The following is a 24169-nucleotide window of genomic DNA, read 5'->3' on the forward strand; positions in this document are numbered from 1 at the left end:
CTATGCAGCGCGCTCGATGCGCACCGCGTTCGCGTCAGGCCTCTTCTTCGAACGTCACCGCCACGTCGGCGTTGGCGGAAAGTCGGACCTTGCCGTCCTCGATATCCGCGACCAGCCCGAGCGAGATGAAGTGATGATGCCCTTCATGGCTGCCCGTGCCCTCGACGACCTGCGCGCCCGAGTCCTTCTTGGTCAGCTTGATGCGGTTGCCTTCGACCTTGTCGACGGTGCCGACATGGACGCCGTCCGCACCGATGACTTCGGCATGTTCCTGGATCTGGGTTGCATCGACCATGGTCGTTCTCCTGTTTGGGGTTCGGGTGCTGAACGCGCGCCGGGCGAGTTGGTCGCATGACGTATGGTTCAGCTATCATGTTCGTGGTCGCGGGCGTGCTTGGAATCGTCGGCACCGCGATGCTGCTCCGGTTGCGTAGCCCAAGCATCACCGAGCAACAGACCTACGCGTTCCGCATGATCGGCATCATGCTCACCTCGGGCGCGATCGTCCTCGCGATGTCCGCCGCCGCGATGTGGCAATGGAGCACCGAGACATGAAACACGCGACCTGATCCCACCAGTTTCCCGATATAAAACCCATCTCCCGAAAGGCCTACCATGTCCCTCCTTCACGCCTCCAAGCAGTACAAGCCGTTCGAATACCCTTGGGCGTTCGAGTTCTGGAAGCGCCAGCAGCAGCTCCACTGGCTCCCCGAGGAAGTGCCCCTGGGCGAGGATTGCCGCGATTGGGCGCAGAAGCTCAGCGATCACGAGCGCAACCTGCTCACGCAGATCTTCCGCTTCTTCACGCAGGCCGATGTCGAGGTGCAGGATTGCTACCACGAAAAGTACGGCCGCGTGTTCAAGCCGACCGAGATCAAGATGATGCTGACCTCGTTCAGCAACATGGAGACGGTCCACATCGCCGCCTACAGCCATCTGCTCGACACCATCGGCATGCCCGAGAGCGAGTACGGCGCCTTCCTCGAATATGCCGAGATGAAGGAAAAGCATGACTACATGCAGCAGTTCACCGTCGACAACGACGAGGACATCGCGCGCACGCTCGCCATGTTCGGCGGCTTCACCGAGGGCGTCCAGCTGTTCGCCTCGTTCGCGATGCTGATGAACTTTCCGCGCTTCAACAAGATGAAGGGCATGGGCCAGATCGTCACCTGGTCGATCCGCGACGAAAGCCTCCACTGCGAGGGCATCATCAAGATGTTCCACACCTTCTGTCAGGAGCGCCAGTGCCTGACCAAGGCGGTCAAGGACGACATCGCCGACGTCTGCCAGACGACGATCCGCCTCGAGGACAATTTCATCGACCTCGCCTTCGAGATGGGCCCGGTCAACGGCATGACTCCCAAGGAGATCAAGAAGTACATCCGCTTCATCGCCGACTGGCGCATGACTCAACTCGGCCTGAAGCCGATCTACATGATCGACGAGCACCCGCTGCCCTGGCTCGCCCCGATGCTCAACGGCGTCGAGCACGCCAACTTCTTCGAACAGCGCGCCACCGAATATTCGAAGGCCGCGACCAAGGGCCAGTGGAACGACGTCTGGGACTCGTTCGACAAGCGCCAGACCGCGAAGAAGGGTCCGATTGCGAATGTGGACCTGAGCGAAGTTCGGGACATGTTCAGCGATTCGGTCGCGGCGGAGTAGTATAAGTGATAAAGTCGGTAGTGCTTAAAAACTTTCGGGGATTCAAAGATCACACTATCGACTTCACTCCGTTTTGCCTTCTTATAGGCCAAAATAACGCAGGGAAGACGACACTTATTGAAGCGCTACGTATCGCTTCTGCAGCGGTAAAAAAGTCCCCGTCCGCCGTTTTTGAAATGGCACCGGACCATTTAGCGCCTGATATAAGCGGACCCGTATTTCGCTTTTCAGTCGAGACGCTAGATATTGAGCATCGTGGGATACACTATAATTATGAATCCCACGATCCTGCTATCATAAAAGTTCGTTATAATAACAACTGCTCGATAACTATTGCAATCGGATCCGACGCATCGGAGATATATTGCCAGATGAGCTTACCTGGCGGTAAAAAAGTAAATCTAAGATCGCAAGCATCACCGAAGAAATTTACAAATATATTCGTAATGCCACCCGTCGGCGCACTTCTGTCTGAAGAGACGCAAAGAGATAGAAAATATCTTAAGAAACATATAAATGGATATTTATCTTATCGCCATATTCGGAACCAGATGGCAGACATGCCCGCTGAGTTTGCTCGATTTCAAGAACTGTTAGTCAATACATGGAGTAGCAATCTCCAAGTTAGCGATATTGAATACGGACTTGGCGAAAAAAAGAATAACTACGGTGTCACCATAAGAGATGGCCCATTTGTAAGCGAAATGGCCTTAGTGGGATCCGGCCTTCAAGCTTGGATACAAACAATATGGTTTCTGTCCCGCGTTGATACAGACTCCATTGTCATACTAGATGAGCCGGACGTTTATCTACACGCCGATTTGCAGCGGAAATTGATTAAACTGCTATCTGCGGAATGTTACAGGCAGACGATAGTAGCGACGCACTCAATGGAGATGATAGCGGACGTTTCACCAAGTGAAATCGCTTCAGTTAAAAAGCGAGAATCTCGATCGCGTCAATTGTCATCTGATGCTCAAGCTCAGGGCGTCGCGGAGGCAATCGGAACAAACCTAAATATTCAACTTTCAAAGCTTGCATCGTCAGGCCGCATACTTTTTGTTGAGGGTAAAGACTACCCATTCATCGATCAAATAGCGTTCAAGATGGGTAACGCGTTTTATGATCGGTTCTCGCGAATTCCTCACTTTTCAATCGGAGGGATGAACAATTGGCCTAAAGCAGCTATGGCTTCAAAGGCGTTCCACGATACGTCAGCAGGCAAAGTCGCCGGCGTGATGTTTATGGACAGAGACTATAAAACTGATGTTTTATTTTCAGAACTTATCTCAGACGCAAAAAAGGACGCGCTTTTTGTCACCGTCTGGCAAAAAAAGGAAATCGAGAATTTCTTTTTAGACCCAGCGTTAATGCATTCTTACATTGAAAACAGAGCGCGAGAGCCTGTTCGCTATGAAGATGTCGATGAAATGTTCAGGAAAGTAATGGCCGAAATGGCAGAGAGCCTACCAGAACTAATCGCCGACTCATATCAGAAGCATGATAGAGGCCTTGCGCTTCAGACAGCAATGGCGAAGGCAAAGCAATTCATAGAGTCGAGAGTTAGAGAGGGGGCAGAGATAAGAGATCTTGTTGGCGGAAAAAAAGCAATATCACTTTTATCTGCAAAATCACAAGAAATGTGGTCAACACAATTATCCCCGATGAGTTTATGCAGGCACCTTAAGCTGGGTGATACGCCACTCGAACTAGTGAGGGCGATTCGCAGCCTAGTAGACTCTGCCTGCTAGATATTTAAGCACACCAAGGCGAGCGCTTGCCGCCACCATAACGGCGCGCGAGTCCGTGGCGGACCAGTACCGCCCCCAGCGATACCCCACCCCGCTCGACGATCCGCAGTTTGCGGCCGTAGCGGTCGACGTCGCGCTTGATCGGGGTCAGCGTGAAGGGGCCGGCATTGAGCAGCGCCTGCATCTTCAGTGTCGCCGCCTGCCCCAGCCGTGCTTCGCGGGCGCAGCGCGGCGGGTGGGTCTCCGGCGTGTCGATGTCGGCGATGCGGATCTTGGTGCCCGCCATCCAGAACGTGTCGCCGTCGACCATGCAGTCGATCCGCTTGGCGTGGCCACAGATCGTGAAGCGCGCCGAGACCGCCTTGCCCCCCGACAGCGCGGAGGCGAGCGCCGCCGCGGAGGACGCCGCGCTGGCGACCCCCGCCGCAGTGGCGAGCGCGCCGGTCGCGGTGGTAGCGGCGCCCGCCTTGGTCGCCGCACTGGCGGCCGCACCCGCAGCGGACGACGCCTCCGCCTTGGCCGCGTCCGCACCCCATCCCCAGCCCCCCGGCACGCGCAGATGCCCGGCAGGCCAGGCGATACCGAACCCGGTCGGCCATTCGATCTTCAATCCCGGCGGTACCAGCGCCGCCCAGTCGATCTGGCGGATCACCGGCATCATCAGCCCGAGCAGCACGCCGTAGAACACCAGGCGGAGCTGCAGCAGGACTCCCGGCCTGGTACCGCGCGCCGAGCCCCCACGGCCACGCGTGGCGCCAGCGCGGTCGCCGCCGAGCAACCGCATGAAATCAAACACATACTCCATCATCGCTCGCGCCTACGCGCGCGCGCGCGGAAGTCACCTTGGCGCGACCCGGTCTTGCGGCGAGCGGAGTCGGAAACGAGGCGAACGCATCGTGAACATCGCGCCTGTCACGTCCTGGATGAATCGGACCAGCACTGCACCCGCTCGCGGACGTGCTAGATTTCGCTGTCCTACACGGCGCCGACATGCCCAGTTCGACGCATGCCAGCCCTCACTCCAGTCCAGCGCAGCGTGCACGCACCCCGCGATGCGTCCAGCATGAGCCCTCCCGCGACGACCGTGCGAACGTCTACACTTCCTATACTTCACTCGCCCGCCACGCCGGAAACGCCGGACAAGCGAAGGGCGGAAAGTGCTGCCACTCCCCGCCCCCGCGCGCCCTGCGCACCCTCCCGCGATCATCGCGCGAGCGTCTGCACTTCCTATACTTCACTCGCCAACCCACTGGAAACGCCAGACACACGAAGGGCGGGAAATGGCCCTAACCACTCCCCGCCCCCGTTACGCGTCCAGCTTGAACCTCCTGCGAGGCAAAGGCTTAGAAGTGCGTGATGATACCGAGCATCGGACGGAAGCTCTGCGCGTCGCCGAAGGTGTTGACCTCGGCGCGGATGCGGAAGCCTGCGTTGCCGGTGATGCCCTTCAGGCCAATGCTCTGCGGACCGACTTCTGCGCCGATGCCGTAGGTGATCGCGCTGTAGTCACGACCGGTGTCGCCACCGTTGGTCGAGCGTGCCGAGAAATGGTCGAAGTTGACCCACTGGTAGCCGACCTTGCCGTAGATCAGGCCGCTGTCGCCAGCGCGGAAGCCGAAACGGCCTGCTGCGCCGTATTCCCAATCGATGTTGCCATCGATGCCCTTGATCACGTTGCCTTCTGCGCCGACGAAGACCGGGCCGAGCGGCACGTTCACGCCGAGCACGCCCTGGACCAGCGAGCCCGATGGCTTGTAGCCGCGACGGAGCGAGTTGTCGGCGTTCAGCGCCTGCGGGATGCCGTGGCCGCGCTCGTTGTCGAACTGCTCCCAACCGCCCATGACGCCGAAGTAGGGCTCGATGCCGAATGCCTTCGAGCCGTCCGGAGCTGCTGCTTCGCCGGGCTGTGCGCTGTTGTCGGTGGGTGCCGGTGCCGACATGTCCTGCGCGAAGGCGGGAACTGCGACCGTTGCGGCGGCGAGGGCGATTGCCAGGGAAAGCTTACGCATGCGTGTGACCTTATCTCGAGTGTTGCGTGGATCCCCGACTGCACGGTGCGTCGGTTCGGTCCAGGCAAGTCGAAACAGGCCGGCGGGCACATGGTTGCACAAAAAACGTCACATTCGGGGAACTGCCGGGGAACTGTTCGCCTGTGTTGCGTTACAGCAACGGTTCCTGTCAGTTACATGAACGAACCATGGCTTCGCCGCGGCGAACTAGCCCGGAATACAGCGGAAAAGCGGCAAAAAGCAGCGGATGCCGGCATTAACGCTATCTGTTTATCAGCGGGTGACGATCGATGTGCAATGCAGCATCGATGGGGTTTTCACGTCTGTTCCGCAGCCGCTGGGCGGCGCTGTTCTGGTCTGCCGGTATCGTGTGGACGGCCTATGACGTGGCCAGCGACGCGCCGGAACCAGCCGCCGGAAATGCGGTTTCGAGCAATGTCGTGGAGGAGCAGACCGATGCGACGGGCGCTGCGTTCAACGCGCGGGACCTGGCGATCCTCGCCAACGCCACCGGTTAGCGGCGACGCGCCGATCGTTGGCGCGTCGCGGGTCGTTCAGGGTTTCGTGGGTTAGGGCTTCAGCGCGACGTCGTCGGCATCCTTTAGGTCCTCGTCGTCGTCGATGCTGCCATCGTCGAGCTCGTCCTGGACGTCGTCCTCGTCCATGTCGTCTTCGTCCATCGTGACCGAGGCATCGCTCTCGCCGACCTCTTCGGAGTCCATCTTGGTCTCGTCGATCGACTCGTCGTCGATGTCGTCCTCGCCAAGGTCCGGATCGAGATCGGTCAGGATGACGCCATCGGTCGGGCCACTGCGCGTCGCCTCGAGGATCTCGGCGCGCTGGCTCTCGTCATAACCCTCTTCGTCATAGCCGTCGTCGCCCGAACCGGCACTCGGCACCTGATGTCCGCCCATCGTCACACTCCCTCGTTCAGGACGCCCGCATGATGCAGGCCTACCGGATGCGAACGGTGGACGTGCGCGGTGGTTCCTTCAAGCGCGGACCGGCGCCGTCGACGCCGGCCGGAACAGGCGCCCCCGCTCGGTGATCAGGATGGCGAGAAGCGCGGCGAGACCGGCAACCAGGAACCCGGCGACCAGCGGCACCGTCGTGCCATTGAACGCTTGCCCGATCAGCGCGCCGATCACCGCGCCGATCGTCACGCTCAGGAATCCCTGCACGCTCGATGCGGTGCCCGCGATCCGCCCCATATTCTCCATCGCCATCGCCGAGAAGTTCGACGTGGCAAGGCCGAAACACCCGAGCGTCAGCGCCTGGAAGATCGCGAAACTGACCAACTTCTCGAACCCGATCTCAATCGCGAACAGATGCACCAGCGACACCAGGATCAACACCGACAACGCGCCGTGGCTGATCAACCGCGTCCCCAGCCGCATCACGATCCGCGAGTTGAGGAGGTTGCACGCCGCCATCGTCACCGACGTCGTCGCGAAGATCAGCGCGAGCAGCGTCGGCTTGTGAAACACATCCGCCATGATCTGCTGGATCGAATTGAGATACCCATACAGCGCCCCCATCAAGGCGGTCGAGGCGAGCGTGTAGCCAAGCGAATTGCGATCGGCGACCGTCTGCCGCCAGTCGCTAAGGATGCGGCGCGGGGTAATCGGCAGGACGTTCTCGGGCGCCAGCGTCTCGGGCATCCGCAGATAGAACCACACCAGCACGCCCAGCGTCAGCACCGCCACGGTCCAGAAGATCGCGCGCCAATCGCCGAACTGGAGCACCGTCCAGCCGAACGTCGGCGCCAGGATCGGCACGATCATGAACACCATGAACGCGATCGACATCACCCGCGCCATCGCCCGCCCGTGGTAGCAGTCTCGGACCAGCGCGATCGTCGCGACCCGCGCGGCGGCAATCACCGCACCGCCGAATGCGCGTGCGGCCAGCAACAGCGTGAAACTCCCCGCGGTCGCGCAAGCGACGTTGGCGATGATGTACAGGACGAGCGACCACAATAGCACCGTCCGCCGCCCGAACCGATCCGCGAGCGGCCCGTGGACGAGCTGCGCGACGCCGAAGCCGATCACGAACGCGGTCACCACGAACTGCCGCCCGTTCTCGGTCGCAACGCCGAGCGAGTCGCCGATCGCCGGCAGCGCGGGCAGCATCGAGTCGATGCCGAGCGCGGTCAGCGACATCAGCGAGGCGACGAGCGCGACGAACTCGACGAAACCGATCGGCGCGCCGCGCATCGCTGGCGCGTCGGATTGGGGATCCTGGGTCTGCATGATGCCTGCGCCTTTACCCGCTCGGCCGGTCTTGCGAAACCCGCTAACCGGCGCGGTTCGGCGATGATTGCGCGATACGTTGATGCCTCCTATCTGTATTATCATACCAATACACATCGGAGAAAGCCATGATCCGCCCGCTTCTGCTCGCCACCGTCAGCCTTGCCGGCGCGCTCGCACTGTCCGCCTGCGATCGCTCGAACGAAGGTGCGTCGGTCTCGATCAACGCCGACGGCGGCAACGTCCTCGGCGCGATCAACGGTGAGACCGGCGAGATGAAGATCGACGTCCCCGGCTTTCAGGGCTCGGTGAAGCTGCCGAAGATCAAGATCGATACCGGCAATTTCGATCTCAACGGCGTGCGGCTGTATCCAGGCTCGTCGATCAAGACGCTCAACATCGTCGGCGACGACAAGGCCGGCGGGTTGCGGGTGGCGTTCGCCAGCCCGGCCACCCCGACGATCGTCCGCGACTGGTTCGCCGCGCGGCTCGGCAAGGTCGGCTATCAGGTGCATCCCGAGGGCGCGAACCTGATCGGGACGACCGACGAAAACAAACCCTTCCGCCTCGAACTCGCCCCCGACGGCAAGGATAAGGCGACCGGCACGATCGTCATCAGCGGCTGAGGCTCCCATCCTCCACAGCCAGGGGGAGGATCGTTCAAAATGTAAACGCAGCCTAACCCAGGCATTTGGCACCGCCTGCTCAATCCCCTATATCAGGCGTCCCCCAAACCGGACACGCACCCCATGCTCGATACGCCCGCCGCCCAGGTCCCGACGCTCAGCCTCGCCACGCAGGACACCGACCCCGATGGTTTCGCCGCCGCATTCGGCGAATCGTTCGAGCGGTTCGGCTTCGCGATCGTCGCCGACCACGGCATCCCCGCCGACCTGATCGAGCGCGCCTGGGCTGAGACGAAACTCCTGTTCGACCTCCCCGAGGACGAGAAGCGCGGCTATCATATCCCCGGCGGCGGCGGCGCGCGCGGCTACACGCCGTTCAAGACCGAGATCGCCAAGGACGCCAAGGTCGTCGACCTCAAGGAATTCTGGCACGTCGGCCGCGAACTCCCCGAGGGTCATCGCTATGCCGACACGATGGCGCCGAACGTCTGGCCGACGCGCCCCGAGGGTTTCAAGCCGGTCTTCCTCGAACTGTTCGCCGCATTCGACCGCGCCGGCGACAAGCTCCTGTCCGCGATCGCGCGCCACCTGAAGCTCAAGCCCGACTGGTTCGACCCGGCGGTAAAGGACGGCAACAGCATCCTGCGTCTGCTCCATTACCCGCCTATCCCCGCCGATGCCGAAGGAGTCCGTGCCGGCGCACATGAGGACATCAACCTCATCACGCTGCTGCTCGGTGCAGAGGAAGCCGGCCTCGAACTGCTCGACCGAGCCACCGGACGCTGGCTGTCGATCAAGCCGCCCGAGGGCGCGATGGTCGTCAACGTCGGCGACATGCTCCAGCGCCTGACCAACAACGTGCTACCCTCGACCACGCACCGCGTCGTCAACCCGCCCCCCGAACGCCGCGGTCACTCGCGCTATTCGATGCCGTTCTTCCTGCACCCCGCGCCGGACTTCCTGATCGAGACGCTGCCCGGCACGATCACGCCGGACAACGCGAACCGCTATCCGAACCCGATCACCGCGCATGATTACCTGTACGAGAGACTGGTCGAGATCGGGCTGATCAAGAAGTAGAGGCATCATGTTTCCCCGCGAAGGCGGGGATCCAGACTGGGCTCCCGCCTTCGCGGGAGAACAAAAAAGCGCTGGCACTGACCACTGCACCACCCCGGCGAAGGCCGGGGCCCAGTTGGAAAGGTGGTCGTAACGACACGCACCGCTCTGTTATCGCCGTTTCTCAACTGGGCCCCGGCCTCCGCCGGGGTGGCGCATCTCTCGGGACCGCTAAAGCGCTCCCCATCCCCCCACCGCTTTTCTCCGCGCCTGATACCCAACAACCACGCTTCCGCCATTGGAGCCCGCCCCAGCATCCGCTAGACCGCGCGCGATGCCCCATCTCTATCTCGTCGACGGCTCCGGCTATATCTTCCGCGCCTATCACCGGCTGCCGCCGCTCACCAACAAGCATGGCGAGCCGGTCGGTGCGGTGTACGGCTATACGACGATGCTGTGGAAGCTCGCGGACGAGGTCCACGCCGCCGACGGCCCGACCCACATGGCGGTCATCCTCGACAAGTCGTCGAAGACGTTCCGCAACGATCTCTACGACAAGTACAAGGCGCAGCGCCCTCCCCCACCCGAGGATCTCGTCCCCCAGTTCCCGATGATCCGCGACGCCACGCGCGCGTTCAGCCTCCCCTGCATCGAAACCGAGGGACTCGAAGCCGACGACATCATCGCCTGCTACTCGAAGGCCGCGCTCGCGCAGGGCTGGGAAGTCACGATCGTATCGTCCGACAAGGATCTGATGCAGCTGATCGAGCCCGGCCTCGACATGTACGACACGATGAACAACCGCCGGCTCGGCGCGGAGCATGTCGCGGAGAAATTCCACGGCGTCTCCCCCGCGCAACTCGGCGACGTGCTCGCGCTGATGGGCGACAGCGTCGACAACGTCCCCGGCGTGCCCGGTGTCGGCCCCAAGACCGCGGCGAAGCTTATCCTCGAACACGGCGATCTCGAATCCGTGCTCGCCGCCGCCGACGGCATGAAGAAAGGCAAGTTGCGCGACAATCTGATCGAGCATGCCGAGATGGCGCGGCTGTCGAAGGTGCTCGTCACGCTGAAATGCGACGTGTCGCTGCCCGAGCCGCTTGAGGATCTCGAACTCAAGGGCATCCCCGACGCACCGCTACGCGCGTTCCTCGAACATCACGGCTTCAAGTCGCTGATCGCCAAGCTCTCCGCGGTCGCCGAAGCCCCCGTCGAGGCACCCACGAGCACCGCCGATCTCGACGCGGACGAACCCTGCAAGCACGACGATTACGAAACCGTCGTCGACGAAGCCGCACTCGATCGCTGGATCACCGTGGCGAAACACCAGGGCTGGATCGCGATCGACACCGAGACCACCGGCATCGACGCCACGCGCGCGGACCTCGTCGGGATCAGCATGGCGCTGCATCCGAACCTCGCCTGCTACGTACCTATCGCGCATGGCGGCACCGACTTGCTGGCGGAAAACCCGGTCCAGCTCGATCGCGCGGTGGTATTGGCGAAGTTGAAGCCGTTGCTGGAGGATCCGAGCATCCTGAAAATCGGCCACAACCTCAAATACGACATGATCGTCCTCGGCCGCGCCTACGCCTCCACCGGCGGCGTAAACATCGCGCCGTTCGACGACACGATCGTGATGAGCTTCGATCTCGACGCTGGCCTGCACGGCCACGGCATGGACGAACTCGCCGCCACGCACCTCTCGCACAGCTGCATCGCGTTCAAGGACGTCGTCGGCACCGGCAAGACACAGCGGACCTTCAACGAAATCGACCTCAAGGCCGCCACGCGCTACGCCGCCGAGGATGCCGACGTGACGCTTCGTCTCTGGCGCCGGTTCAAGCGCCGCCTCCCCGCGGAAGGCTCGACGCGCGTGTACGAGATGGTCGACCGCCCGCTCGTCCCCGTCATCGCGCAGATGGAGATGCATGGGATCAAGGTCGACGCCGCCAAACTGTCGAAGCTGTCGACCGAGTTCGCCGGCCAGATGGCGAGCCTGGAAACCGAAATCCACGCGCTCGCCGGCGCGCCGTTCACGATCGGCAGCCCCAAGCAACTGGGCGACGTGCTGTTCGAGAAGATGGGCATCAAGGGCGGGCGGAAGGGCAAGTCCGGCGTCTATTCGACCGACGTCAACGAACTCGAACGGATCGCGGCCGACAAGGACTCGCCCGGCGCCGTGATCGCGCGGAAAGTGCTCGACTGGCGCCAGCTGTCGAAGCTCAAATCCACCTACACCGACGCGTTGCAGGCGCAGATCAACCCGGCGACGGGCCGCGTCCACACGTCCTACTCGCTGACCGGCGCGCAGACCGGCCGGCTGTCGTCGACCGACCCGAACCTCCAGAACATCCCGATCCGCACCGAGATCGGTCGCCAGATCCGCGACGCGTTCGTGGCCGAGCCCGGCAACGTCATCCTCGCGGCCGATTACTCGCAGATCGAGCTGCGGCTGGCCGCGCACATGGCGAACGTCCCCGCGCTGAAGGCCGCGTTCGCCAACGGCGACGACATCCACTCGCTGACCGCACAGGAACTGTTCGGCGAGGTCAACCGAGACACCCGCGGCCGCGCGAAGACGATCAACTTCGCGATCCTCTACGGCATCTCGCGCTGGGGCCTCGCCGGTCGCCTCGACGTGTCGGCGGACGAGGCCCAGGCAATGATCGACCGCTATTTCGATCGTTTCCCCGGCATCTCGAACTACATCGTCGAGACCACAGAGAGCGTACGCGCGAGCGGTTTCACAACCACGCTGTTCGGCCGAAAGACCCACTTCCCGCGCATCCGTTCGAAGATCCAGCACGAACGTCAGGGCGCGGAACGCGCCGCGATCAACGCGCCGATCCAGGGGACGAGCGCCGACATCATCAAGCGCGCGATGGTGCGGATGGGGCCGGCGTTGCTCGAAGCGGGGCTGCCGAACGTCCGCATGCTCCTCCAGGTCCACGACGAACTCGTGTTCGAACTGCCGGAAGGTGACGTCGCCGCGGCCAAGCCCGTGATCGAGCAGGTCATGGCGAACGCCGCGCAACCCGCGGTGACGCTCGACGTCCCACTCGGCATCGAAATTGGCACCGGCCTGAGCTGGGGCGCGGCACATTGAGCCAGTCCACCCCGTCATGCCGGGCTTGTTCCGGCATCCACCGTTCCGCGTACTCGCCGACCCGTGAGCATGCGGGACCGTGGACCCCGGAACAAGCCCGGGGTGACGGAGGCTATTCGCAGTGACCGAGGCCACGCAGGATATCGACACGCTCGCCAAGGGCGGTCGGACCAACATCGCCGGCTTCGTCCTACGCCTCGCCGCGCGCATCCCGTTCCTGTTCATCGCCGGCCGCATCTACGGCCCTGACCTCGTCGGCCGCTTCGCGATCGCGGTCGTGGTGGTCGAACTTGCAGCACTGCTCGCCACGCTCGGCCTCAAGCGTGGCCTCGCCCAGGCACTCAGCAGTGCCGACCGTCCGCATGCCAACGTGGTGTGGGACGCGATGGCGGTCGCGTTCGTCGCATCGCTCATCGCCAGCGCGGTGCTGTGTACGTTCCCGCAAATCATGTATCCGAACAGCGCGATCACCGGGCTCGACCGGTTCCTGCCGCTGATCATCGTCGCGATCGCCTGGTCCGACGTCAGCCTCGCAGCTTTGGCGTACAGGCTCAACGTCAAGGCCGCCGTCACCGCCCGCGCGGTGGTCGAGCCGTGGACGATCTCGATCGCCGCTTGGGCATTCTCGTATTTCACGATCCGCGACGGCCTCGTGCTCAGCTACGTCGCGTCGATGACCGCAGCGCTGATCGCCAGCCTCGTGCCGTTCCTGCGCAGCTATGGCATCCCCCGCGGCTGGTCGCCGCACCTGCGCCCGCTCTACGCGCTCGCGCGCGCCAACGTGCCGCTCGCCGGTGCCGACATCCTCGAATGGGGCAGCCGCAACGTCGACCGCTTCATCCTCGGCGTGATGTTCGAGCCAAAAATCGTCGGAATCTATTACATGGCGCAGCAGGTCGCGAGCCTGCCGCAGAAACTCAAGACCAGTTTCGACCCGATCCTCGGCCCCGTCATCACCCACAGCCTGGCGATCAACGACCGTGCCGCGATCGCCAACCAGGTCCGCCAGGTCGCGTTCTGGATCATGGCCGCGCAAGGGGGACTCGCGCTGATGGGCTCGATTCCCGGCGAAGCGGTGATGGGCGTGGTCGGCCCGCAATTCGTCGCCGGCACCGCCGCACTCGCGTTCCTGCTCACCGCCGAAGTGCTCGCCTCGACCGGCGCAGTCAGCGAATCCGCGCTCGTCTACATCGCCCGCCACCGCAACCTGATGATCTCGGCCGCAATGCTCGCGTTCCAGGTCGGCCTCAGCTTCGCGCTGATCTTCACGATCCGGGCGCTAGGCTACCCCGTCAACTATCAGGCGGCCGGCCCGGCGATCGCGCTCATGCTCTCGGTTGGCCTCACCTCGATCATCAAGTCGAAGCTGCTCGGCCATCTGCTCGGCGCCAACGTGTCGCCGTGGCGCTGGCCGCTGGTCTGGGCCGCGCTCGCCGCGATCGTCGTCGGAGCTGGGTTCACCGCGCTCCCCAAGCGCTACGAATGGGTCGAACTGGCGATAGGCGAGCCGGCAATCGCGGCCACCTATCTCTATATCCTGTGGAAATACGCTTTCGGCCCCGCCGATCGCGCACTGTTCGCCAAAAAGCCCAAGGCTGACGAAGCCGCCTTGCCCAACGCGGGCTCGCCGGTCGCCTAAAGCATCCCGTACAACAGCGTACCGTTGAGCCCGATGATCACCGCGGCGATCACCCAGGCGAGAATCTTCAGCCAGGCGGGACTGACCAGATCGCCCATGATCGTGCGATCGTCGGTGAACTTGACGAGCGGCACTACTGCGAACGGGAGTTGCAGGCTGAGCACGACCTGGCTGAGCACCAACAGCTTCGTCGCGCCAGCATCGCCCGATGCACCGACCACGAACACTGCCGGGATGATCGCGAGGGCCCGCGTCACCAGCCGCCGCGCCCAGACCGGCATGCGCAGGTTGAGAAAGCCCTCCATCACGATCTGGCCGGCAAGCGTGCCCGTCACCGTCGAGTTTTGTCCCGACGCCAGCAGCGCGACCGCGAACAACACGCTCGCCGCACCCATCCCCAGCATCGGAGCGAGCAGCTGGTACGCCTGGTCGATCTCGGCGACGTCGGTCCGCCCGGCGACGTGGAAGGTCGCCGCAGCGAGAATCAGGATCGCCGCGTTGATGAAGAAGGCGAGCCCCAGCGCGACCGTCCCGTCGATCGTCGCCATCGTGATCGCGTCGCGCTTGCCAGCGGCGTCCTTGGCGAAGGCGCGAGTCTGGACGATCGACGAATGGAGGTACAGGTTGTGCGGCATCACGGTCGCGCCGAGGATGCCGATCGCGATGTAGAGCATCGCCGGGTTGGTGACGATCTGCGTCGTCGGGACGAGACCTCCGAGCACGCCCGCCCATTCGGGCCGCGCCAGGAACAGCTCGAAGATGAAGCAGCCAGCGATGATCACGAGCAGCGCGACGACGAACGCCTCCAGCTTGCGGAAGCCGAAGCGTTGCAGCGCGAGGATCAGGAACACGTCTAGCGCGGTGAGGACGACGCCGTAGACCAAAGGCAGGCCGAACAGCAGCTTCAGCGCGATCGCCGTGCCAAGCACTTCGGCGAGGTCGCAGGCAATGATCGCGATCTCGCATAGGAACCAGAGCGCGACCGAGACCGGCTTCGAATAATGCGCGCGGCAGGCTTGCGCGAGGTCGAGTCCGGCAACGATGCCGAGCCGTGCGGACAACGCCTGGAGAACCATCGCCATCAGGTTCGACAGCAGCACGACCGACAGCAGCGTGTAGCCGAATGCGGAGCCGCCGGCGATGTCGGTCGCCCAGTTGCCGGGATCCATATAGCCGACCGCGACGAGATAGCCCGGCCCGACGAACGCGAACAGCCGCCGCCAGAACGACGCGCCTTCGGGTACGACGACAGTGCGGTGGCTCTCGGCGAGCGAGTTGGCGAAATCCGAGGCAGGGAGATTGGGGGCTGACATCGCGGGCTGCTTTGCCGGAAGGGGCGAGAGGTAACAAGCGGGGTGTGACCCGAACGCTGTCAAGCAGCCCTACCCGCCCCCGTTACGTCATCCCACCCCCCGCACATCACCCGTCGACCCCGCCCGTCACCGCCCGTCCGCCGCCCTCCGTCCGTCCGTCGCCCCCCGCCCGTCACTACAGCGAAAGCTGGGGTATCCTGGTTGGCGGGTGTCACGACTCGAACGGGGAGATCCCAGCTTTCGCTGGGATCACGGGTGGGGTGCGGTGCGGTAGGGTCGGGTGGGGTGGGGCTGGGAGCAGGAGTGGAGAAGGAGGTCAGATCACCTTCATGTCCGCCTGGTAATGATGCCACGCGAAGATCGCCGCCGCGCCGCGGTGCGGGCGCCAAGCCTCCGCCACCTCGCGCGTCAGTTTCTCGCTCGGTCGGGTTTCATGGCCGAGAATGCGTCCGACCTCGATCTGGATCGCGAGGTCGCCCGCTGGCCAGATGTCCGTCCGCCCTTCCGCGAACAGCAGGTAGATTTCCGCCGACCAGCGACCGATCCCCTTCACGCGGACCAAAGCGGCGATCGCCTCCTCGTCGTTCTCGGGCAGGTTGGTGAGGTCGAGCCGGCCGCTCGTCACCTCGTCCGCGAGGCTGCGCGCATAGCCGAGCTTCTGGCGCGACAGGCCGGCGCTCTTCAGCAACTCGTCGCTGGCGGCGGCGATCTTTGCCGGATCGCCCGCGCCGCCGACCACCGCGTCGAGCTTGTTCCACACCGCTGCGGCCGAGGCGACGCTCACCTGCTGCCCGACGATCGTCCGCAGCAGCGTCGCGAAGCCGCGCTCGCTGATCCGCGGCGCGGGGTGGCCCGCATTGCCGACCGCGACCGCGAACGCGGGTTCGATCGCGCACAACGCCGCCATCGCGGTTTCGAGTTGCTCTGCGCTCAGGCCCATGATGCTTGATCCCTGGCTCGCGCAACGGCATGAACGCACGAAGATTTTTCGGAGAATGACATGCCCAAGCTTATCGTCGTGACGCGTGAAGGGGAAGAACGCGAGATCATCGGCGAGGCGGGCCTTTCGGTGATGGAAGTCATCCGCGACGCCGGGATCGACGAGATCCTGGCGCTGTGCGGCGGCTGCTGCTCGTGCGCCACCTGCCACGTCCATGTCGACCCGGACTTTGCGGGTAAACTGAAGCCGATGGGGCCGGACGAGGATGATTTGCTCGATTCGACGAGTGATCGCGATGAGTTTTCGCGCCTGTCGTGCCAGATCGAACTGACCGAGGGGCTCGATGGTCTGAAGGTCAGGATCGCCGAAGAGGACTGATTCCCCCTGTCCCTCGCCCCTACGGGGAGAGGGAGGGAGGAGCCGTAGGCGACGGAAGGGAGAGGGGCGTTGGGATGAACCGTCCCGAGCCTCACTCCCCTCTCCCTTCCCACCGCAAGGGCGGCGGGCCCCTTCCCTCTCCCCGTAGGGGCGAGGGAGTTCAGGTCACCGCGTGGTGATGGCGTAGAGCGCGATCGCCGCGGCGTTCGACACGTTCAGGCTTTCCACCTTCTCCGAGATCGGCAATTTCGCCAGCTCGTCGCAATGCTGCTCGGTATTCTGCCGCATGCCCTCGCCCTCGGCGCCGAGCACGATCGCGATCCGCTGCGTGCCCATCGCTTCCGACAACGTCTGCGTCGCGTGGCCCGTCAGCCCGATCCGCCAGAACCCCGCCGCCGCAATCTCTTCCAGAGCGCGCGCCAGGTTCACCACCCGGATCCAAGGCACCGACTCAAGCGCACCAGACGCAGCCCGCGCGATCGTCCCCGATTCCGGCGGCGCATTCCGGTCCGGCGTGATGATCCCGAGCGCATCGAACGCCGCCGCCGAGCGCAGAATCGCGCCGACGTTATGCGGATCGGTCACGCCGTCGAGGATCACCAGCGGACGGTTGTCGTCCTTGCCGTGCTCGAGCAGGTCGGCGAGCCACATGTCCTCGAGCGGCTCGACCTCGATCACCACGCCCTGATGCGGCGCGTCGCCCGGCACCAGCCGCGCCAGATCCATCGCCTCGGCATAGGTCACCGGAACGTCCGCCGGCAGGTCGAACCCGGCCAGCGCCTCGCGCGTGCCGAGGATTTTGCGCACCGTGCGCTCCGGATTGGCGAGCGCCGCCCCTACTGCGTGCTTGCCCCAGAAGCGGGGGCGGCCTGCCGGTGCCTTGCTCGGCCTGTGTCCCTTGCGTGCCATATTCGCTCTCTATCGTAGCCAGTGTCAGTGGGGTGTGTATGCCGCGTCCTTGTCGGCATTCCGCTCCCGCGGCAACTATGAACCACGAAACTTCGCAAAACCCGCGTTGACAGGCGGGGCGCGCTTCGCCATTGAGCCGCCTCGCTTGAAAGAGCGGCGCTTGCAAAAGCGGTCTGGACAGGTGGCCGAGTGGTTAAAGGCAGCAGACTGTAAATCTGCCGGAGTTTCTCCTACGTAGGTTCGAACCCTACCCTGTCCACCACCGCCCCAGCGCGGTGATGGATCATCCCAAATTCAAAGCATTGATCGGCAACATTCTTTTCCGTCACGGGAAGGAAGTCCGCGTGACATCGGCTCGCGGACGGCTAGGATCACGGCAACCGTAACGATTTCGGAAGCCGCGTGACCTCAGACATCGCCGTACAGCAGCCCGTCATCCAGGATCTGGCCGACTCGATCCTCGACACGCTGGTCCACCGCATCGGCAAGGATGCGCAGGCCGCCCGCCCCCACGACTGGCTCGCCGCGACGATCCTGACCGTCCGCAACGACATCGTCGAACGTTGGATGGCCTCGACCAAGGCCGCGCACGCGGCTGGCGCCAAGCGCGTCTATTATCTCAGTCTCGAGTTCCTGATCGGTCGGCTGCTGCGCGACGCGGTGACCAACCTCCAGCGCAACGACGAGGTCACGCAGGCCCTGAAACTCCACGGCGTCGACCTCGCCGAACTCGAAGAGATCGAACCCGACGCGGCGCTGGGCAATGGCGGCCTCGGTCGGCTCGCCGCCTGCTTCATGGAGAGCATGGCGAGCCTTGCGCTGCCCGCCTACGGCTACGGCATCCGCTACGTGAACGGCATGTTCCGCCAGCGGATCGACGATGGCTGGCAGGTCGAGATGCCCGAGAACTGGCTCGCGCACGGCAATCCCTGGGAGTTCGAACGCCGCGAGAGCGCCTATTTCGTCGGCTTCGGCGGCGAAGTGACGGCGGCCGACAACGGCCAGGTCCACTGGAGTCCGTCCGAGGCGGTCGAGGCCACCGCCGTCGACACCCCCGTCGTCGGCTGGCGCGGCAAGCACGTCAACACGCTCCGCCTGTGGACCGCCCGCGCGTTCGATCCGATCAAGCTCGACCGCTTCAACGCCGGCGATTTCACCGGCGCGCTCGCCGACCAGCTGCGCGCGGAAACGCTGACCCGCGTCCTCTACCCCAACGACTCCACTGCCGCCGGCCAGGAACTCCGCCTACGCCAGGAGTATTTCTTCTCGTCCGCGTCGATCCAGGACATCGTCCGCCGCCACATCCAGTATTTCGGCGACATCCGCACGCTGCCCGACAAGGCCGCGATCCAGCTCAACGACACGCACCCCGCGGTGTCGGTCGCCGAATTGATGCGGCTGCTGATCGACCATCACGAATTCGCGTTCGACGAGGCGTGGAAGATCACGCGCGCTACCTTCGGCTATACCAACCATACGCTGCTCCCCGAGGCGCTGGAGAGCTGGCCGCTGCCGCTGTTCGAACGCCTGCTCCCGCGGCACATGCAGATCGTCTATGCGATCAATGCCAAGCTGTTGCGGGAGGCACGCGGCACAGACGGTATCGACGACCGCGCGATCGCCGCGATCAGCCTGATCGACGAGGGCGGCGAGCGGCGCGTGCGGATGGCGAACCTCGCCTTTGCCGGCTCGCACAGCGTCAACGGCGTCGCCGCGCTCCACACGCAGCTGATGAAGAAGACGGTCTTCGCCGATCTCCACAAGCTGTACCCTACGCGGATCAACAACAAGACCAACGGCATCACGCCGCGTCGTTGGCTCCAACAGTGCAACCCCGGCCTCGCCGCGCTGATCCGCGATGCGATCGGCGACGGCTTCCTCGACGATGCCGAAAAGCTGGTCGATCTGGATGTTTTCGCGGACGATTCCGGTTTCAGGGAGCGCTTTTCGAGCGTGAAGCGTTCTAACAAGGTGGCACTGGCTAATCACATCAAGGAAACGATGGGGCTCCGCGTCGATCCCGACGCGATGTTCGACGTCCAGATCAAGCGCATCCACGAGTATAAGCGCCAGCTGCTCAACATCATCGAGACGGTCGCGCTCTACGACCGGATCCGCAGCCATCCCGAGCGCGACTGGACGCCGCGCGTGAAGCTGTTCGCGGGCAAGGCGGCGTCGAGCTATCACAATGCGAAGCTCGTCATCAAACTGGCGAACGATGTCGCCCGCCGGATCAATGCGGACCCCTCGGTCGGTGGCCTGCTCAAGGTCGCGTTCCTGCCCAATTACAACGTGTCGCTGGCGGAGAAGATCATTCCCGCCGCCGACCTGAGCGAACAGATCTCGACCGCCGGCCTCGAAGCGTCGGGCACCGGCAACATGAAGTTCGCGATGAACGGCGCGCTGACGATCGGCACGCTCGACGGCGCGAACATCGAGATCAAGGACCGCGTCGGTGACGATAACATCTTCATCTTCGGCATGACCGCGGACGAGGTCGAGGCGAAGCGCGCCAACGGCTATGATCCGCGCAGTGTCATCGACGGCTCGAACGAACTCCGTCAGGCGGTCTCCGCGATCGCGTCCGGCGTGTTCTCGCCCGATGACAAGACGCGCTACGCCGGGCTGATGGGTGGGCTGTACGAGGGCGACTGGTTCATGCTGGCCGCCGACTTCGACAGCTATGCGACCGCGCAGCGCGCGGTCGACACGCGCTGGAACGACCGCGATGCGTGGGTCGCCTCCACCGTCCGCAATGTCGCGCGCGTTGGCTGGTTCTCGTCCGACCGTACCATCCGCGAATATGCGCGGGAAATCTGGACGGTGATGTGAAGCCACCCGAAGGCGCCATCGTTGCCCTTCTGGAAGGGCGTCACGACGATCCGTTCTCGCTGCTCGGCGTCCATAGCGGTCCGACCGGCGTGTTCGCACGCGTCTGGCTGCCCGGCGCGGACAAGGCCGAGGCGCATGCGCTCGACGGCACCGTGCTCGGCACCCTCCCCCGCATCGACGATCGCGGACTGTTCGAGGGTCCGATCGACGGCACGCAACAGCCGGTGAAATACCATGCGGAGGCAGGCGACACCTCGTGGTGGGTCACTGACCCCTACAGCTTCGGCCCCGTACTCGGCCCGATCGACGACCTGCTCATGGCCGAGGGCACGCACCGCCGCCTTCACGACAAGATGGGCGCGCACCTGATCGAGCACGAGGGCGCACACGGCGTCCACTTCGCGCTCTGGGCTCCCAATGCGCAGCGCGTGTCGGTGGTCGGCGACTTCAACGACTGGGACGGACGCCGCCACGCGATGCGCAAGCGCGGCGACGTCGGCGTGTGGGAGATCTTCATCCCCGACATCGCCGAATACCGCGCGTACAAGTTCGAGATCGTCGGCCCCGATGGCCAGTTGCAGCCGCTCAAGGCCGACCCGTTCGCGTTCGCGTCCGAACTCCGCCCCGCCAACGCCTCGATCACGCGGAAACTTGCGCACGACTGGGCCGACACCGATCACCGCAAGCATTGGGCCTCGGTCGATCCGCGCCGCGTGCCGATCAGCATATATGAAGTCCACGCGGGCTCATGGGACCGCGACGCCGACGGCTGGTTCCTGACCTGGGACGCACTCGCGGACCGCCTGATACCCTACGTGGTCGAGATGGGCTTCACGCACATCGAGTTCCTGCCGATCAGCGAACACCCGTACGACCCGAGCTGGGGCTACCAGACCACTGGCCTCTACGCGCCGTCCGCGCGGTTCGGCGACGTCGATGGCTTCGCGCGGTTCGTCGATGGCGCGCATCTCGCCGGGATCGGCGTGCTGCTCGACTGGGTGCCGGCGCATTTCCCGACCGACGCGTTCGGCCTCGCCAAGTTCGACGGCACCGCGCTGTACGAGCACGAGGACCCGCGGCTCGGCTTCCACCCCGACTGGAACACCGCGATCTACAATTTCGGACGGCGCGAAGTGACGTCGTTCCTTGTCAACAACGCGCTGTTCTGGGCCGAGCGCTATCATATCGACGGCCTGCGCGTGGATGCGGTCGCGTCGATGCTGTACCGCGACTATTCGCGCAAAAGCGGCGAATGGATCCCCAACGAAGACGGTGGCCGCGAGAATTGGGAGGCCGTCGCGTTCCTCCGCGACATGAACCGCGAGATCTACGGCCAGCACCCCGGCGTCTTCACGATCGCCGAGGAATCGACCTCGTGGCCGGGCGTCTCCGCGCCGGTGAGCGACGACGGCAAGAGCGGTGGACTCGGGTTCGGGTTCAAGTGGAACATGGGCTTCATGCACGACACGCTCCAGTACATGGCGCGCGATCCGCTGCACCGGAAACACCATCACGGCGAGATCAATTTCGGCCTCGTCTATGCGTTCAGCGAGAATTTCGTCCTGCCGCTCAGCCATGACGAGGTCGTCCACGGCAAGGGCTCGCTGCTGACCAAGATGCCCGGCGACGACTGGCAGCAATTCGCCAATCTGCGCGCCTATTACGCGTTCATGTGGGGCTATCCGGGCAAGAAGCTGCTCTTCATGGGGCAGGAATTCGCGCAGCGTCGCGAATGGTCGGAAGCGCGCGCCCTCGACTGGGACCTGCGCAATGCGCGCAGCCACGAAGGCATCCGCAACCTCGTCCGCGACCTCAACACCGTCTACCGCGAAAAGCCGGCATTGCACGCGCGCGACTGCGAGGCGGAGGGGTTCGAATGGCTGGTCGCCGACGATGCCGCCAATTCGGTGTTCGCGTGGTTGCGCAAGGCCCCCGGCGCGAAGCCGATCGCGATCGTCGCCAACATGACGCCGATCGCGCGCGCGCCCTACCGCGTGCCGCTGCCGCTCGACGGCCGGTGGTGCGAGATCATCAACAGCGACGCGCACGACTATTGGGGCAGCGGGCTCGGCAATCTCGGCGGCGTCGTCGCGAAGGATGGCGCGGCTTGGGTCACGCTGCCGCCGCTGGCGACGATCATGCTCGAATACGAAGGCTGATCGAGTGCGAAGACCGATCCGGCGCAACGACGGAACAAGCCCGGGGTAACAGGGCGTTATACAACCGAATTTAGGGAGAGACGGACATGGTGGAACGGCGGGGACAGCCATTGGCGCGCGACGCGATGGCGTATGTGCTGGCCGGCGGCCGCGGCAGTCGCCTGATGGAGCTGACCGATACGCGCGCGAAACCCGCGGTGTATTTCGGCGGCAAGGCGCGCATCATCGATTTCGCGCTGTCCAACGCGATCAACTCGGGCATCCGCCGGATCGGCGTCGCGACGCAGTACAAGGCACATTCGCTGATCCGCCATCTCCAGAGCGGCTGGAACTTCCTCCGCTCGGAACGCAACGAGAGCTTCGACATCCTGCCCGCGTCACAGCGCATCAGCGAGTTCCAATGGTATGAGGGCACGGCCGACGCGGTCTACCAGAACATTGACATCATCGAGAGCCATGCGCCCGAATACATGGTCATCCTGGCCGGCGATCACATCTACAAGATGGATTACGAACTGATCCTGCAACAGCATTGCGAGACCGGCGCGGACGTCACCATTGCCTGCCTCGAAGTGCCGCGGATGGAGGCGGTCGGCTTCGGCGTGATGGCCGTGGACGAGCACGACAACGTCACCGCGTTCGTCGAGAAACCCGCCGATCCGCCCGCGATCCCCGGCAACCCGGACATCGCGCTGGCATCGATGGGGATCTACGTCTTCCACACCAAATTGCTGTTCGACGAACTCCGCCGCGATGCCGAGACGCCCGGTTCCTCGCGCGATTTCGGCAAGGACATCATCCCGTACCTCGTCAAGCACGGCAAGGCGGTCGCGCACCGCTTCTCCGACAGCTGCGTGCGCTCGGGCAGCGAAGTCGACGCATACTGGCGCGACGTTGGCACGGTCGACGCCTATTGGGAGGCGAACATCGACCTCACCGACGTGGTGCCCAAGCTCGACCTCTACGACCGCAGCTGGCCGCTCTGGACCTATTCCGAGGTCACGCCGCCAGCGAAATTCGTCCATGCCGACGACGGCCGCCGCGGCGAGGCGGTGTCGTCGCTGGTGTCCGGCGATTGCATCATCTCCGGCTCCTCGATCCACCGCAGCCTGATCTTCACCGGCACCCGCGCGCACAGCTACTCGATGCTCGACCAAGCGGTGATCCTCCCGCACTGCGTGATCGGCCGCGGCGCGCGCCTGTCGAAGGTGGTGGTCGATCGCGGCGTCGAAATCCCCGACGGTCTGGTCGTAGGCGAGGACGCGGAATCCGACGCCCAACGCTTCCGCCGCACCGACAACGGCGTGGTGCTGGTAACCAAATCCATGATCGACCGGCTGACGGCGTGATGACCAACGCAAATCCTCCCCGGCACGGGGAGGGGGACCGTTCGCCATCGGCGAAGGGTGGAGGGGGCTCACCGCGAGCGTACCGTCCGCGATCGCAGCCGTACTGTCTGCGACCGCGAACGTACTATTTGCAACCACGAGCATACCGTCTGCGGAAGCCCCCCTCCACCATGCGG

At 64.0% G+C, this 24169-nt stretch carries 20 protein-coding genes and 1 tRNA gene; 13 read left to right on the forward strand and 8 right to left on the reverse strand.

Annotation, left to right across the window (positions count from 1 at the left end):
* Window positions 1-34: 34 nt before the first annotated feature.
* Window positions 35-295, reverse strand: coding sequence for a DUF2171 domain-containing protein (locus C8J46_RS06300; RefSeq protein ID WP_056480099.1), 261 nt, complete (start codon window positions 293-295; stop codon window positions 35-37).
* Between the two features lie 56 nt (window positions 296-351).
* Between C8J46_RS06300 and C8J46_RS06305 the strand changes: the two genes are divergently transcribed.
* The 3 genes from C8J46_RS06305 to C8J46_RS06315 are packed head-to-tail and all read left to right on the forward strand — an operon-like array spanning window position 352 to window position 3419.
* Window positions 352-555, forward strand: a complete 204-nt coding sequence (locus C8J46_RS06305) for a hypothetical protein (RefSeq protein WP_132736349.1) — start codon at window positions 352-354, stop codon at window positions 553-555.
* Window positions 556-615: 60 nt separating this feature from the next.
* Window positions 616-1668, forward strand: coding sequence for a ribonucleotide-diphosphate reductase subunit beta (locus C8J46_RS06310; RefSeq protein ID WP_056484648.1), 1053 nt, complete (start codon window positions 616-618; stop codon window positions 1666-1668).
* A gap of 5 nt (window positions 1669-1673) precedes the next feature.
* A complete protein-coding gene (locus tag C8J46_RS06315) occupies window positions 1674-3419 on the forward strand; it encodes an ATP-binding protein (protein ID WP_132736352.1) in 1746 nt (581 codons plus the stop codon).
* Window positions 3420-3423: 4 nt separating this feature from the next.
* Here the strand turns inward: C8J46_RS06315 and C8J46_RS21175 are convergent, their stop codons facing one another.
* Together C8J46_RS21175 and C8J46_RS06325 are read right to left on the reverse strand one after the other, a co-directional pair.
* Window positions 3424-4227 carry a thermonuclease family protein gene (locus C8J46_RS21175; protein WP_243643243.1) on the reverse strand — a complete coding sequence of 268 codons (804 nt, stop codon included), beginning with the start codon at window positions 4225-4227 and terminating at the stop codon, window positions 3424-3426.
* 535 nt (window positions 4228-4762) lie between these two features.
* Window positions 4763-5428 (reverse strand): opacity protein, encoded by a 666-nt coding sequence (locus C8J46_RS06325; RefSeq protein ID WP_132736355.1) that lies wholly within the window; start codon window positions 5426-5428, stop codon window positions 4763-4765.
* A 308-nt stretch (window positions 5429-5736) separates the two neighbouring features.
* On the opposite strand from C8J46_RS06325, the gene C8J46_RS06330 reads away from it, so the two are divergent.
* Complete coding sequence (locus tag C8J46_RS06330; RefSeq protein ID WP_132736358.1) at window positions 5737-5946, forward strand: hypothetical protein; 210 nt, start codon at window positions 5737-5739, stop codon at window positions 5944-5946.
* Between the two features lie 51 nt (window positions 5947-5997).
* Here C8J46_RS06330 and C8J46_RS06335 read toward each other — a convergent pair whose 3' ends face one another.
* Window positions 5998-6342, reverse strand: a complete 345-nt coding sequence (locus C8J46_RS06335; RefSeq protein WP_132736360.1) for a DNA primase — start codon at window positions 6340-6342, stop codon at window positions 5998-6000.
* A 78-nt stretch (window positions 6343-6420) separates the two neighbouring features.
* Window positions 6421-7680, reverse strand: a complete 1260-nt coding sequence (locus C8J46_RS06340) for a multidrug effflux MFS transporter (RefSeq protein WP_132736363.1) — start codon at window positions 7678-7680, stop codon at window positions 6421-6423.
* 128 nt (window positions 7681-7808) lie between these two features.
* Between C8J46_RS06340 and C8J46_RS06345 the strand changes: the two genes are divergently transcribed.
* The 4 genes from C8J46_RS06345 (at window position 7809) to C8J46_RS06360 (ending at window position 14113) form a co-directional block, all read left to right on the forward strand.
* Window positions 7809-8306 (forward strand): hypothetical protein, encoded by a 498-nt coding sequence (locus tag C8J46_RS06345; RefSeq protein ID WP_132736366.1) that lies wholly within the window; start codon window positions 7809-7811, stop codon window positions 8304-8306.
* A gap of 123 nt (window positions 8307-8429) precedes the next feature.
* Window positions 8430-9386 carry a 2-oxoglutarate and iron-dependent oxygenase domain-containing protein gene (locus C8J46_RS06350; protein ID WP_132736370.1) on the forward strand — a complete coding sequence of 319 codons (957 nt, stop codon included), beginning with the start codon at window positions 8430-8432 and terminating at the stop codon, window positions 9384-9386.
* 313 nt (window positions 9387-9699) lie between these two features.
* Window positions 9700-12474 (forward strand): DNA polymerase I, encoded by a 2775-nt coding sequence (gene polA / locus C8J46_RS06355; RefSeq protein ID WP_132736373.1) that lies wholly within the window; start codon window positions 9700-9702, stop codon window positions 12472-12474.
* A 121-nt stretch (window positions 12475-12595) separates the two neighbouring features.
* Window positions 12596-14113, forward strand: a complete 1518-nt coding sequence (locus tag C8J46_RS06360; protein ID WP_132736376.1) for an oligosaccharide flippase family protein — start codon at window positions 12596-12598, stop codon at window positions 14111-14113.
* Here the strand turns inward: C8J46_RS06360 and C8J46_RS06365 are convergent.
* Entirely contained in the window at window positions 14110-15426 is a 1317-nt protein-coding gene (locus C8J46_RS06365; RefSeq protein WP_132736379.1) for an Nramp family divalent metal transporter, read from the reverse strand. The genes C8J46_RS06360 and C8J46_RS06365 overlap by 4 nt on opposite strands.
* Before the next feature lie 316 nt (window positions 15427-15742).
* Window positions 15743-16366: a DNA-3-methyladenine glycosylase gene (locus C8J46_RS06370; RefSeq protein ID WP_132736382.1), complete on the reverse strand. Its 624-nt coding sequence runs from the start codon at window positions 16364-16366 to the stop codon at window positions 15743-15745.
* A 60-nt stretch (window positions 16367-16426) separates the two neighbouring features.
* On the opposite strand from C8J46_RS06370, the gene C8J46_RS06375 reads away from it, so the two are divergent.
* Window positions 16427-16744: a 2Fe-2S iron-sulfur cluster-binding protein gene (locus tag C8J46_RS06375; protein ID WP_132736385.1), complete on the forward strand. Its 318-nt coding sequence runs from the start codon at window positions 16427-16429 to the stop codon at window positions 16742-16744.
* Window positions 16745-16909: 165 nt separating this feature from the next.
* On the opposite strand, the gene rlmB is transcribed toward C8J46_RS06375, so the two are convergent.
* Complete coding sequence (rlmB, locus tag C8J46_RS06380; protein WP_056055070.1) at window positions 16910-17653, reverse strand: 23S rRNA (guanosine(2251)-2'-O)-methyltransferase RlmB; 744 nt, start codon at window positions 17651-17653, stop codon at window positions 16910-16912.
* 175 nt (window positions 17654-17828) lie between these two features.
* Here rlmB and C8J46_RS06385 point away from each other — a divergent pair.
* From C8J46_RS06385 to glgC, 4 genes are all read left to right on the forward strand, one after another.
* Window positions 17829-17915: transfer RNA gene (locus C8J46_RS06385), tRNA-Tyr, on the forward strand.
* Between the two features lie 140 nt (window positions 17916-18055).
* Window positions 18056-20485 carry a glycogen/starch/alpha-glucan phosphorylase gene (locus C8J46_RS06390; RefSeq protein ID WP_132736388.1) on the forward strand — a complete coding sequence of 810 codons (2430 nt, stop codon included), beginning with the start codon at window positions 18056-18058 and terminating at the stop codon, window positions 20483-20485.
* The gene (glgB, locus tag C8J46_RS06395; protein ID WP_132736391.1) at window positions 20482-22644 is read left to right on the forward strand and encodes a 1,4-alpha-glucan branching protein GlgB; all 2163 of its coding nucleotides are present in this window, start codon (window positions 20482-20484) and stop codon (window positions 22642-22644) included. Before C8J46_RS06390 ends, glgB begins: the two co-directional genes overlap by 4 nt.
* Before the next feature lie 86 nt (window positions 22645-22730).
* Entirely contained in the window at window positions 22731-23993 is a 1263-nt protein-coding gene (gene glgC / locus C8J46_RS06400; protein ID WP_082471019.1) for a glucose-1-phosphate adenylyltransferase, read from the forward strand.
* Window positions 23994-24169 lie beyond the last annotated feature (176 nt).

This window comes from Sphingomonas sp. PP-F2F-A104-K0414 (assembly GCF_004340945.1).
In the GTDB taxonomy this organism is placed as follows: domain Bacteria; phylum Pseudomonadota; class Alphaproteobacteria; order Sphingomonadales; family Sphingomonadaceae; genus Sphingomonas.